Source organism: Dickeya dadantii NCPPB 898, from assembly GCF_000406145.1.
In the GTDB taxonomy this organism is placed as follows: domain Bacteria; phylum Pseudomonadota; class Gammaproteobacteria; order Enterobacterales; family Enterobacteriaceae; genus Dickeya; species Dickeya dadantii.
The window spans coordinates 3,263,379-3,275,913 of sequence record NZ_CM001976.1; the positions used below are offsets into that span (position 1 = coordinate 3,263,379).

At 60.8% G+C, this 12,535-nt stretch carries 11 protein-coding genes; 6 read left to right on the top strand and 5 right to left on the bottom strand.

Going from position 1 to position 12,535, the window contains the following annotated elements; all coding sequences use genetic code 11:
- Nucleotides 1-12: 12 nt before the first annotated feature.
- From pdxB to tctD, 4 genes are read right to left on the bottom strand one after another with little or no spacing between them, the layout of a single operon-like run.
- On the bottom strand, nucleotides 13-1,146 hold the full coding sequence (pdxB, locus tag DDA898_RS14680) for a 4-phosphoerythronate dehydrogenase PdxB (RefSeq protein ID WP_038911559.1): 1,134 nt from the start codon (nucleotides 1,144-1,146) through the stop codon (nucleotides 13-15).
- Entirely contained in the window at nucleotides 1,130-1,345 is a 216-nt protein-coding gene (locus DDA898_RS14685; protein ID WP_038911560.1) for a hypothetical protein, read from the bottom strand. Before DDA898_RS14685 ends, pdxB begins: the two co-directional genes overlap by 17 nt.
- A gap of 29 nt (nucleotides 1,346-1,374) precedes the next feature.
- Nucleotides 1,375-2,766: a sensor histidine kinase gene (locus tag DDA898_RS14690; RefSeq protein ID WP_038911561.1), complete on the bottom strand. Its 1,392-nt coding sequence runs from the start codon at nucleotides 2,764-2,766 to the stop codon at nucleotides 1,375-1,377.
- Nucleotides 2,753-3,427, bottom strand: a complete 675-nt coding sequence (gene tctD, locus DDA898_RS14695; RefSeq protein WP_013318743.1) for a transcriptional regulator TctD — start codon at nucleotides 3,425-3,427, stop codon at nucleotides 2,753-2,755. The genes DDA898_RS14690 and tctD overlap by 14 nt, the downstream gene beginning before the upstream one ends.
- A gap of 202 nt (nucleotides 3,428-3,629) precedes the next feature.
- On the opposite strand from tctD, the gene DDA898_RS14700 reads away from it, so the two are divergent.
- From DDA898_RS14700 to flk, 4 genes are all read left to right on the top strand, one after another.
- The gene (locus tag DDA898_RS14700; protein ID WP_038911562.1) at nucleotides 3,630-4,607 is read left to right on the top strand and encodes a Bug family tripartite tricarboxylate transporter substrate binding protein; all 978 of its coding nucleotides are present in this window, start codon (nucleotides 3,630-3,632) and stop codon (nucleotides 4,605-4,607) included.
- A gap of 15 nt (nucleotides 4,608-4,622) precedes the next feature.
- Nucleotides 4,623-5,051: a tripartite tricarboxylate transporter TctB family protein gene (locus tag DDA898_RS14705; RefSeq protein WP_038901634.1), complete on the top strand. Its 429-nt coding sequence runs from the start codon at nucleotides 4,623-4,625 to the stop codon at nucleotides 5,049-5,051.
- Between the two features lie 15 nt (nucleotides 5,052-5,066).
- Nucleotides 5,067-6,584 carry a tripartite tricarboxylate transporter permease gene (locus DDA898_RS14710; protein WP_038911563.1) on the top strand — a complete coding sequence of 506 codons (1,518 nt, stop codon included), beginning with the start codon at nucleotides 5,067-5,069 and terminating at the stop codon, nucleotides 6,582-6,584.
- 271 nt (nucleotides 6,585-6,855) lie between these two features.
- Nucleotides 6,856-8,073, top strand: a complete 1,218-nt coding sequence (gene flk, locus DDA898_RS14715) for a flagella biosynthesis regulator Flk (protein ID WP_038911564.1) — start codon at nucleotides 6,856-6,858, stop codon at nucleotides 8,071-8,073.
- A 109-nt stretch (nucleotides 8,074-8,182) separates the two neighbouring features.
- On the opposite strand, the gene fabB is transcribed toward flk, so the two are convergent.
- Nucleotides 8,183-9,403, bottom strand: coding sequence for a beta-ketoacyl-ACP synthase I (gene fabB / locus DDA898_RS14720; protein WP_038911565.1), 1,221 nt, complete (start codon nucleotides 9,401-9,403; stop codon nucleotides 8,183-8,185).
- Between the two features lie 158 nt (nucleotides 9,404-9,561).
- On the opposite strand from fabB, the gene mnmC reads away from it, so the two are divergent.
- Both mnmC and DDA898_RS14730 read left to right on the top strand, forming a co-directional pair.
- Nucleotides 9,562-11,580 carry a bifunctional tRNA (5-methylaminomethyl-2-thiouridine)(34)-methyltransferase MnmC2/FAD-dependent 5-carboxymethylaminomethyl-2-thiouridine(34) oxidoreductase MnmC1 gene (gene mnmC / locus DDA898_RS14725; protein WP_038911566.1) on the top strand — a complete coding sequence of 673 codons (2,019 nt, stop codon included), beginning with the start codon at nucleotides 9,562-9,564 and terminating at the stop codon, nucleotides 11,578-11,580.
- A 67-nt stretch (nucleotides 11,581-11,647) separates the two neighbouring features.
- Nucleotides 11,648-12,481, top strand: a complete 834-nt coding sequence (locus tag DDA898_RS14730; RefSeq protein WP_038911567.1) for an AraC family transcriptional regulator — start codon at nucleotides 11,648-11,650, stop codon at nucleotides 12,479-12,481.
- The last annotated feature ends 54 nt before the right edge of the window (nucleotides 12,482-12,535 follow it).

Below are 12,535 nucleotides of genomic sequence, written 5' to 3' on the forward strand. Positions count from 1 at the left end.
TGATACAGGAAATTAGTGATCGTTAACCGACGCGGTAAAACCCAGCCGGTTCAGCCGGTCTGCGCTCTCCCGATCGGCGCAGACGACATGCAGCGATGACCACTCGCGCCGTTCCTGATAGAACTTGCGCAGCCGGTCAAATTCGCCGGACAGGTGCGCCACCTGACGCAGCAGGGCGTCATCGCGGCGCACATCATACACCAGATGCACCAGCCGTTTGAGCTGATGCTCATCCAGCGGCACGGTCAGGGTTATTTCAGCCAGTTCCGGCACCGGCAGCAGCGACGACAAAGCGACCTGTTGCGGCTGACCGATAAAACGGCTCCAGGCTTCGAACACCTGGGTGGTGCCGCGCGCCTTGCCTTCCAGCGTATAACCGGCGATATGCGCGGTGCCGATGTCGACCCGATCAAGCAATTCGATGGACAATTCCGGCTCCGGTTCCCACACGTCCAGCACGACGCTGATGTTTTGGCCACCTTGCAACGCCGCCAGCAAAGCGGCGTTATCCACCACCGGACCACGACAGGCGTTGATCAGAATGGCGCCGTCCTTCAGACGCGCCAGCAACGCGGCATTCACGCTGTGCCAGGTGGCGTAAGGGCCGTCTTTCAGCAGCGGGGTATGAAAGGTCAGCACATCGGCCTGTTCCACTACCTCGTCCAGCGACAGGAACGACCCGCTGTCGCCGCGATCCGCCCGCGGCGGGTCGCACAGCAACGTGCGCACGCCCAGCGCCGTCAGCCGGTCATTGAGGCGAGAACCCACGTTGCCCACCCCGATAATGCCGACGGTACGATCCGTCAGCGCGAAGCCATCGCGTTCCGCCAGCATCAGCAGGGCGGAAAACACATACTCCACCACCGCAATCGCGTTGCAACCGGGCGCGGCGGAAAACGCGATCCCCTGTTGGCGCAGGAACGCTTCATCGACATGATCCGTGCCCGCCGTCGCCGTACCGACAAATTTCACCGCCTTGCCGGTCAGCAGGTCGGCGTTCACTTTGGTGACCGAGCGCACCATCAAAGCATCCGCCCCGTTAAGAGCATCCGTCGGAATCGGCCGCCCCGGCACCGCCGTAACCTCGCCCAGACGGCTGAACAGCGTCTGCGCGTAAGGCATATTTTCATCAACTAGGATTTTCACGTTGGCTTTCCTGATAGACCGCTGACGACACCCGCGCCGCCGCGATGAAACGAAGGGCATTATTCTGCCACAAACCGGCAAGCGGGAACACTGACGACGGGTGCGGCGCCGGCCCGTAATCTTGCATGATGCGGGTCGCAGAAACCGTTATCCAGGCGGCAGACGGCTGCTTTGCAAAGACGACTGCTTTACGGGCCACGCAGCACATCCTGGTACCACGACGCCTTATCAGGCCGGCGGCTCGCCAAACACGATTCGCACCCGCAGCCCGCCCAGCGTCGGGCTGTCCAGCAACTGAACCTGGGTACGATGCCAGCGGGCGATATCCCTGACCAGCGCCAGCCCCAATCCGGCGCCCGGCAGACCACCATGATTATCCAGCCGGTGAAACGGCCTCATCGCCTGCTCGCGCTCGGCCGGCGGGATACCGGGGCCGCTGTCTTCCACGTCCAGTTGTTGCGCCTGCACTCGGGCGGTCACGATCCCGCCTGATGGCGTGTATTTCAGCGCATTATCAAGTAAGTTAGCGCACAATTCCGCCAGCAGCAGCGGCTCGCCGCGAATCAGGCAGCGCTCATTGCCTTCGTAGCCCAGATCGATCCGCCGGCTGCGCGCCAGCGGTAAACGGGAAAAACAGACGTCGCGCACCAGCTCGGCCAAATCCACCGTTTGCCAGGTGTGCTCTTTGCTGTCCTGCGCCCTCAGCCGCGACAGTTGCAGCAGGCGATCGGTTAACCGGATGGTGCTGTCCAGCGTGGCGCTCATACCGGTCAGGCTATCGCGCCACTGCGCAGGCTGCGAGCTGTTCAGCGCCACGCCGACCTGGGTCTTCAGCACCGCCAGCGGCGTTCTGAGCTGATGGGCCGCATCCGCGCCAAAACGCTCCTGCCGTTGCACCAGTCCGCTGAGCCGCCCGATATAACGGTTGAACGCCACCAGCAACGGCTGCATTTCCGACCAGGGCAATAGCGGCGGCAACGGCGTCAGATCTCCCGGTTCGCGGCGCGCCATCACGCCGGACAGCTGACGCAGCGGTCGCAACAGTTTGCGGAACAACAGCAGCACCAGCACCAGGGCCAGCAGAACCAGCGCGCTCTGGCTGAGAGCCGCGGTCAGCAGTTGCCGGTGCGCGAAGGCTTCGCGGGAACTCAGCGTTTCCGCCACCAGAATCAGCACCATGCCCTCCACGCCGGACTCATGGACCGGCTGCCACAACGCCGCCACCCGGATGGCACTCCCGTGATAGCGGGCGTCATAAAAATGCGCCAGCGCCGGATAATCACGGGATAACGGCATGCCGCGGCGCAGCGGCGGCAGGTCGTCATAACCGGAGAGGGTGTTGCCCTGCGGGGTCAGCACCTGATAATAGAGCCGGTCGTTCATGTTGCGCTCAAAGCTGTCCAGCACCACCCAGGGCACATCCACCGCCAGTTGCCCGTTGCGCACCGTCAGCCGTTCCGCCACCGTGCGCGCCGAAGCCAGCAGGGTGCGATCGTAAGCCTGCGTCGCCGCCGCTTTCGCACTGTGATAGTGACTCCAGACCGACAATGCCCACAGCAGCGCCATCGGCACGACGAGATACAGCATCAACTGGCCGCGCAGCGAATTAACTTTCAGCATGCTGACATTCCAGGCTATATCCCAACCCACGCAGCGTGACGATCATCACATCGCTACCCACCAGTTTTTTGCGAATACGGTGCACGTACAAATCCAGACTGTCCGGGCTGGCGTCGTCCGTCAGGGTAAACACCTGCTCATACAGATACTGCCGCGACACCGGGCGGCCGCGACGCTGCATCAGCGTATGCAGCACCGCCTGCTCCCGCGGCGTCAACGCCAGCGGTTTTTCCTGCAGCAGAAAATAGCCCTCATCGTGCCAGCAGAGATCGCCCAACCGCTGCACTTCCTGTATCTGCCCCTGACTGCGCCGCAGCAGCGCGCGCAACCGCGCTTCCAGCTCGGCCAGTTCAAACGGCTTGGTAAGGTAATCATCCGCGCCCAGATTAAGCCCCCTGACCCGATCCGCCACGCTGGCGCGGGCCGTCAGCAGCAGCACCGGCAGATTCTGGCCGCGCTTACGCAACCGCGCCAGCAGCGCCAGGCCGTCCATACGCGGCAATGACACATCCAGCACCACCAGTGCATAGCTTTCCTGCAGCAACAGTTGGTCCGCCGCCACGCCATCGCCGACCCGATCCACCGCGAATCCCGCCTCGCTCAGGGCTTTTTCCAGCCAGTGAGCCAGTTCAGGATGATCCTCAACCAGTAACAGTCGCATCGCCGCCAGCCTGCCTCCACATTGCCTTTCTCCTTCCGGTACCTGCCTGACGGTTATTGTCCCTCAGGAATGGTCGGTTTTTTAAGCGACGCCAATCACATCCTGAACACATTTTCAATAACCGAAAGGTAACTGAAAGGTTACATCATTAACAATCCAACAACACTCCCGTTTTGGGAACGACAAACAGGAAGGAATGACAATGAAAAAATACCTCGCCCTTTCCCTGACGTTGTGCGGATTGTTTACCAGCGTGCCCCCCACCCAGGCCGCCGCGCCGACCCGAACCGAATGCATCGCCCCGGCCAAGCCGGGCGGCGGTTTCGATCTAACCTGTAAATTGCTGCAAATATCGCTGCAGGAAACCGGCACCCTCGATAGCCCGATGCGCGTCACCTACATGCCCGGCGGCGTGGGCGCGGTCGCTTACAACGCCATCGTGGCGCAACGCCCGGACGAACCCGGCACCGTGGTCGCCTTTTCCGGCGGCTCGCTGCTCAACCTGGCGCAGGGAAAATTCGGGCGCTACGGCGTGGACGACGTGAAATGGCTGGCGGCGGTCGGCACCGACTACGGCATGATCGCGGTGCGGGCTGACGCCCCTTACCAGACGCTGAAAGATCTGCTCGCCGCCATGCAGAAAAACCCTAATCAGGTGGTGGTCGGCGCCGGCGCATCCATCGGCAGCCAGGACTGGATGAAAACCGCGATGCTGGCGCGCCACGCCGGGATCAGCCCGCGCGACATGCGCTACGTCGCGTTCGAAGGCGGCGGCGAACCGCTGACCGCCATGCTGGGCGGGCATGTACAGGCGGTTTCCGGCGATATCAGCGAAATGGTGCCGCATCTGCAAGGCGGTAAAATTCGGGTGCTGGCGGTGTTTTCCGAGCAACGTCTGCCGGGACAACTGGCCGACGTCCCTACCGCCAAAGAGCAGGGATACGATTTGGTGTGGCCGATCATCCGCGGTTTTTATCTCGGCCCCAAAGTCAGCGACGCCAGTTACCAATGGTGGGAGCAGGCGTTTAAGCACATCGCCGCCACCGACGAATTCAAAAAACAGCGCGACCTGCGCGGCCTGTTCGAATTCAACCTGACCGGACAGGCACTGGATGCGTACGTCAAAAAGCAGGTCGCGGATTACCGCGAACAGGCAAAGCTGTTTGGGCTGGCTAAATAAAAGGAGGAACACATCATGAGCGATCGTCTGTTTGCCGGAGTCTGGCTGGCGCTGTGCCTCATCGGCCTGGTTATCGGCTGGGAGATCCAAAGTGAATACAGTTACGAACCGGTCGGCCCGCGCCCGTTTCCCATCGCCATTCTGGGGCTGATGGCGTTATGCGCTGCGCTGATGCTGCTGCGTAAACCGGATATCCTCGTCTGGCCGTCGCCGCCGGTCCGCCAGCGCTTGCTGCTGTTGGTCATCATGCTGGCGCTGTACGCCTGGTTGTTTGAGCCGCTGGGCTTCCCGCTGACCACCGCTCTATTGGGCTGCGGCATCGGCATGCTGTTCGGCGCGGTGTGGTGGATGGCGGCGTTGTCCGGCGCGGTGATGGGCGTATCGCTGTTTTATGCCTTCGATAAACTGCTCGACGTCACGCTGCCGGCCGGCGCGTGGTTCTAACCGGGAGACAATCTCATGGATACCTGGTCTTTTCTGATGCAGGGTTTTGCGGTAGCAATGACGCCGCAAAACCTGATGATCGCGCTGATCGGTTGTTTTATCGGCACCATTGTCGGGCTGTTGCCCGGTCTTGGCCCGATCAACGGCGTGGCGATTCTGATGCCGCTGGCTTTCGCGCTCAAATTGCCGGCGGAATCCGCGCTGATTCTGCTCGCCACCGTTTATCTCGGTTGTGAATACGGCGGACGCATCTCCTCCATTTTGCTCAATGTGCCGGGGGACGCCGGCGCTATCATGACCGCGATTGACGGCTATCCGATGGCGCAGCAGGGCAAAGCGGGCGTGGCGCTGTCCATTTCCGCCGTCAGCTCGTTCGTCGGCTCCAGCATCGCCATCGTCGGCATTATTCTGTTTGCGCCCTTGCTGGCCGACTGGTCGCTGGCGTTTGGGCCCGCCGAGTACTTTGCCCTGATGGTGTTCGCCATCGCCTGTCTCGGCAGCATGATGAGCCACAACCCGCTGAAATCCTTTCTGGCGGCGCTGATTGGGTTGTCGATGGCCACCGTCGGCGTGGACGCCAATACCGGCGTCTATCGTTTCACCTTCGACAGTGTTCATCTATCTGACGGCATCCAGTTCGTGGTAGTGGTGATCGGCCTGTTTTCCGTCAGCGAAATTCTGCTGATGCTGGAGCAAACCGGCGGCGGACAAAAGTTGGTCAAAACCACCGGGCGTATGCTGTTCAACGCCCGCGAAGGCATGCAGTGCGTCGGGGCGACGTTGCGCGCGTCGCTGCTGGGGTTCTTTGTCGGAATTCTGCCGGGCGCCGGCGCCACCATCGCCAGCGCGATGGCCTGGATGACGGAGAAGAAGCTCAGCGGCAACAGCGACAGCTTCGGCAAAGGCGACATTCGCGGCGTGGCGGCGCCGGAAGCGGCCAATAACGCCTCGGCCTGCGGCTCGTTCATTCCGATGCTGACGCTGGGCGTTCCCGGCTCCGGCACCACCGCCGTGATGATGGGCGCGCTGACGCTGTACAACATCACGCCGGGTCCGGCCATGTTTACCGAGCAGCCCGATATCGTCTGGGGCCTGATCGCCGCCATGCTGATCGGCAACCTGATGCTGTTACTGCTCAATCTCCCGATGATTGGCCTGTTCACCCGCATGCTGGCGATCCCGATGTGGTTTCTGGTGCCGGCGATTGCCGCTATTTCCGCCGTCGGCGTCTACGCGGTGCACAGCACGACTTTCGACCTGCTGCTGATGGTCGGGCTGGGGGTGTTCGGTTACCTGTTGCGCAAAATGAACTTTCCCATGTCGCCGCTGATTCTGGGTTTTGTGCTGGGGGAAATGCTGGAACAGAACCTGCGCCGCGCGTTGTCCATCAGTAACGGCGGGTTATCCATCCTATGGGAAGGCCATATCAGCCAGACATTGCTGGGGATGGCGGTGCTGATTCTGCTGGCGCCGCCGGTTTTGAAATATTGGCGCCGCCGTCGTACCCAGCTCCGGTCCGTCCCCCGCACGTAGCCTCAGCGCCAACCACATAAAGCGAGCGCCGCGGATTGTTTCATCCGCGCGCCGCTTTGCCCGCCGGGAGCAGTGTTCTTCACGCCAGCCATGCGTTTTCTCGCCTGTTTGCCTCGCTTAACGGAATTTTAACCTGTTCATACCCGACGACTATCGGTAGTACCGCGCCGTTGTTATGATGACGCCAGTTATACTGATGATAAATATGATGGCGATAACGTCATCGGGCTGATGCGAAATCCCGTCGAGCGTCTACGGTAAGGATCACACCATGCAACCGATCAGTAACCCCGGTAATGTTTCCCTGCAGGGAGAAAAACCGCTGGAAACCGCGTTGTCGAAAACGGCGACGTCCCAGACGGACGATTTACCATTGACGCTGGCGCAGCGCACCACGCTGGAAAAGCTGGTGACGCAGATTTCCACCCTGAGCGGCGCCAAGCCGGCGGAAATCTGGGCAACCGTGCGCGCTGAACTGGGGACGAAAAATAACGCGGAACTGCTCGCCAGCCAGTTTCCGGCGGCCGAGCAGAGTTTGCAAAACCGGCTGACGACCGTACAGGGCTCGCAGGATAGCCGCCAGTTACTGCAACAGCTAACCAACCTGCTGTCGCAGGGGAATAACCGTCAGGCCGTCAGCGATTTCATCCGCCAGCAGTTCGGCCATACCGTGCTGAGTTCGCTGACGCCGTCGCAGCTAAAGCTGGTGGTGACGCTGCTGCAAAACGGTCAGTTGCCGCAGGCCGCTACGCTGTTGTCCACGGGTAATACCTCGGCGTTGCCGTTCGGCACTACCGCGACAGGGCAGCCGATCCAGTTTCCCCAGACACCAACCGCCACCACCATACCGCCGCCGCTGCCGCAAACGTCTCAGCAACTGGCGGCTCTGCTGCAAGCCGGCGTCGTTCCTGACGGACTCACCGCCAATTCATCGCCGGCGGCGACCGCACTGCTGGACCGCGCGCTGCTGCCCGCGGAACACAACCAGCTCAACCAGTTAGTAGCAAAACTGGTGGCGCTGAGCGGCGAATCACCGGGCAAAGTCTGGCAAACGCTGATGGAGATGCAGGGATTGAAAACCGGCGACCCGATTCCGGCAAAGAACTTTCAGGTGTTAAGCCAGTTCCTCAATACCCAAAGCGTTTTGTTGCAGCAGCATACCCTGCCCACCTTGCATACGCTGCAGGCGGCGCTGAAACAGCCGCTCGATCAGCAGGAGCAACAACTGTTGCAGGACTTCACCCGCAACACCCTGAATATCACACCGCAAACGCCGCTCACCCCTTCGCAAATCAGCGAGGTGGTGACCTTCCTGTACCGCCGGCGACTCCAGCAGATACAGGAGGCTTCCGTCACGCCGCTACAGCCGTTTATCAACCCGTTAATCGTAGCCTTGCCGCAGGAATGGCGGACGCTGGTCAATAAACCTATCGGGCTGGCGCTGGTGGCGCTCCTGGTGGTGGCCTTGCTGATGTGGATAGTACTGTAATGCGGGAATGACGAGAGCACAGCAGAGAAAAATGGGTTAACGGCAACGATCGTCAGACAAAAAAATACCGGGCAAGCCCGGTATTCTTCTGCATGATTACCGATTACTGTTACTGCGCGTATTTGCGCATCACCAGCACGGCGTTAGTGCCGCCGAATCCGAAACCGTTGGACATCACGGTAGTCAGGTTACGTTCGGTCGGCTCAGTGACGACGTTCATGCCCTGCGCCTGCTCGTCCAGCGTTTCAACGTTGATGCTCGGTGCGATGAAACCGTGCTCCAGCATCAGCAGCGTATAAATGGCTTCCTGCACGCCCGCGGCACCCAGCGAATGGCCGGTCATGGCTTTGGTGGAAGAGATCGGCGGAACCTTGTCGCCGAAAACCTGACGAATCGCCCACAGTTCTTTCACATCGCCCACCGGCGTTGAGGTACCGTGAGTATTGATGTAGTCCACCGGGGTATCGACATCCTGCAGCGCCAGCTTCATGCAGCGCACCGCGCCTTCGCCTGACGGTGCCACCATGTCGGCGCCATCGGACGTCGCGCCATAGCCAACCACTTCGGCATAGATATGGGCGCCGCGCGCCAGCGCGTGCTCCAGCTCTTCCACGACCACCATGCCGCCGCCGCCGGCGATGACAAAACCGTCGCGATCCGCGTCATAGGTACGGGAAGCGCGTTCCGGCGTTTCGTTGTATTTGGTGGACAGCGCGCCCATGGCGTCGAATTCGCACGCCAGTTCCCAGCACAGCTCTTCGCCGCCGCCGGCGAACACGATGTCCTGTTTGCCCATCTGAATCTGCTCGACCGCGTTGCCGATACAGTGCGCGGACGTGGCGCAAGCGGAGCTGATGGAGTAGTTCACGCCGTGGATTTTAAACGGCGTCGCCAGACAAGCGGATACGCCGGAGGCCATCGCCTTGGTCACCACATAGGGGCCGACCGCTTTCAGGCCGCGCGGGCTGCGCATGGCGTCAGCACCGAATACCTGGAAACGCGGGGAACCGCCGCCGGAGCCAACGATCAACCCTACACGCGGATTGTTCTGGTAGGCCTCTTCGGCCAGACCGGAATCCTTGACGGCTTCTTCCATACACAGGTAAGCGTAAATAGAGGCATCGCTCATGAAACGTACAACTTTACGTTCAATCAGACCTGCCGTATCCAGCTTGACGTTACCCCAGACGTGACTACGCATGCCTGAATCTTTCAGCTCTTCGGAGAAAGTGATGCCGGAACGGCCTTCACGCAGGGATGCCAGCACTTCTTCTTTGTTATTACCGATACTGGACAGTATCCCCAGACCCGTAATCACCGCACGTTTCATTCAATACCTCTTCCGCTTGTAGAGTTTGGATTTAGCTCCGCACTTTAGCGTACAGATGTAAGCTGAACAAGTCCGATCAGACTAACTTTTCTCAAATTTGCGACTTAATAAACCACTCGCTAGAATCCCGCCACCGCCTGAATAATGAGTTATTTGCCGTGACAAGCCCTTCCATCCAGCATGCAAAGCTAAACTGGAACGCTCAGGGTACACCTGTATCGCAACAGTTTGATGACGTTTATTTCTCCAACCAGGATGGCCTGGCGGAAACCCGCTATGTCTTTCTGCAGGGCAACGGTTTTCCGCAGCGTTTTCTCACACATCCCGGCCCGGTCTGCACCGTGGCGGAAACCGGCTTCGGCACCGGGCTGAATTTCCTGACGCTGTGGCAGGCGTTCGAACAGTTTCGCCAGCAGCAACCGAATGCCGCGCTGCAGCGGCTGCACTTCATCAGTTTTGAGAAATTTCCGCTGCGCCAGTCGGACCTGGCCACCGCACATGCCAGTTGGCCGGAACTGGCTCCCTTCGCCGACGAACTACGCCGGCACTGGCCGCTGGCGCTGCCCGGTTGTCACCGGCTGATTCTGGCGCAGGGGCGCATTACGCTGGACCTGTGGTTCGGCGACGTCAACGCCCTGCTGCCCACACTGGATCACAGCCTGACCCAGCGTATCGACGCCTGGTTTCTCGACGGGTTCGCCCCGGCCAAAAACCCGGACATGTGGACCGATGCGTTATTTCACGCCATGGCGCGCCTGTGTCGCAACGAAGGGACGTTCGCGACCTTTACCGCGGCCGGTTTTGTGCGTCGGGGATTGCAACAAGCAGGATTTGACGTCAGCAAAATCAAGGGATTCGGGCAGAAGCGGGAAATGCTGCGCGGCGCGGTGACGCACAACAGCGAACGGCCTCATCCCACCCCCTGGTATGCCCGACCGGCGGCCTCATACCCGCAGGACGTGGCGATCGTCGGCGGCGGCATCGCGGCGGTATTAACCGCGCTCGCGCTGCTGCGGCGCGGCGCGCGGGTGACGCTGTACTGCGCCGACGACCAGGTGGGGCAACGCGCCTCCGGCAATCGTCAGGGCGCGCTCTATCCGTTGCTGAATGACAAGCAGGATGGATTGTCGGGATTCTTCGCCACCGCGTTCGGCTTCGCGCGTCGCAGCTACGACGCCCTCGCCGCGCAGGGCGTGACGTTTGAACACGACTGGTGCGGCGTCAGCCAGTTGGCCTACGATGGAAAAAGCACGCGCAAAATAACCCAGATACTGGCCGGCAACTGGCCGGATACGCTGGTGCGGCCGGCAGATGCACGCACGCTAACCGAACAGGTCGGCGTGCCGCTATGCACCCACGGCATCACCTACCCGCTGGGCGGCTGGCTGTGCCCGTCCGAGCTGACCGCATCGGCCTTTGCGCTGGCCTGCCGGCAGGGCCTGCAGGCGCATTTATCTACCACCGTATCCACGCTAACGCACACCGACAGCGGCTGGCAACTGACGCTGGCGGATGGCAGCCAGAAACAGCACGCCACGGTGGTGCTGGCCAACGGCCATCAGATCAACGACTGGGAACAGACCCGACATCTGCCCGTTTACCCGGTGCGCGGCCAGGTCAGCCACGTCCCCGACACGCCGGCGCTGTCTGCGCTGCGTCAGGTGCTGTGCTACGACGGCTATCTGACACCGGTCAGCCCGCATCACCACACCCACTGTATCGGCGCCAGCTATCATCGCGGCGATACGGGCACCGATTACCGTGAAACCGATCAGCAGCACAACCGTCAGCGGCTGATGGACTGCCTGCCCGACAGCGACTGGCCTGCCGACGTGGATATCTCTGGGCAACAGGCGCGTTGCGGCGTGCGCTGCGCCATTCGCGATCATCTGCCGTTGCTCGGTCAAGTGCCGGATTACAGCCAAACGCTGGCCGACTATCAGGATCTGCCCAGACAGCGTGCCGCGGGTGATGAGGTGACCGTTGCCCCATCCTGGCCGAATCTCTATCTGATCGGCGCTTTGGGGTCACGCGGTTTATGTTCTGCGCCGCTGGCCGCCGAGATTCTGGCATCGCAGCTGTTCGGCGAACCGCTGCCGCTGGACAGCGATACGCTGGCGGCGCTGCACCCCCATCGTTTTTGGGTAAGAAAATTGCTGAAAGGCAAAGCGGTATAACTGAATATAGGGATAGCGTGTTCGATACGGCAGCAATTTTATACTAAACAGGATTCGAGAGCCGATTATGGGAAAAACCTCGTCACGGGAAGAAGTGCAGTTTCACCACCTGAAAGATCTGGGTGGGCTGGAAATGCTGCAGGCCCGCTATCACAACCAGCGTTTTTCCCGCCATTCGCACGAGAATTTCTGTATTGGCGTGATTGAGGAAGGCGCGCAACGTTTCTATCGCACCGGCGGTGAACACGTTGCCCCCACCGGCGACATTATTCTGGTCAACGCCGACGAGATTCACACCGGCCACTCGGCTGTCGCCAGCGGTTGGTCTTATCGCGCCATCTATCCTTCGCCGGACTTGCTATGCCACCTGTCGCGCGACCTGCGCGTGCCGCAAGGCGCTACCCCCTGGTTTCCCGATGCCGTTGTCCATGACCCCGGATTGTCGGCGCAATTGCGGCTGGCCTTCACCCTGTTGCCGCAGGCAGGCAATAGCCTGCTGAAAGAAACGCTGCTGTTTTCGTCATTGAGCTGGCTGATGCTGCGCTACAGCAAAACCCGCGCCGATGGACGGGTTTTGCCATCAGCGGGTCTGTCCATTCTGCGGGCAAAAGCGTGGCTTGACGAATGCCCGGAGCAGGATATCAGCCTGTTGCAGCTGGCGGAGATAGCCGGCCTCAGCCCGTGGCATTTTCTCAGGCAATTCAAGGCGCTGCTGGGCATGACGCCGCATGCTTATCTGGTTCAGGCGCGCCTGCGTCAGGCACGTTCGTTGCTGATAAAGGGCGCCGGCCTGTCCGACACCGCATCCCGGTGCGGATTCTCCGATCAGAGCCACTTCAATCGCCATTTCAAACGCGCGATGGGCATCACCCCGGGTGAATTTGTTCGTACTCTGAAGTAATCAGGCATAGGCAATTTCTTTCAATACCGCCGCGTCTCACCTGCCTATCCTTCC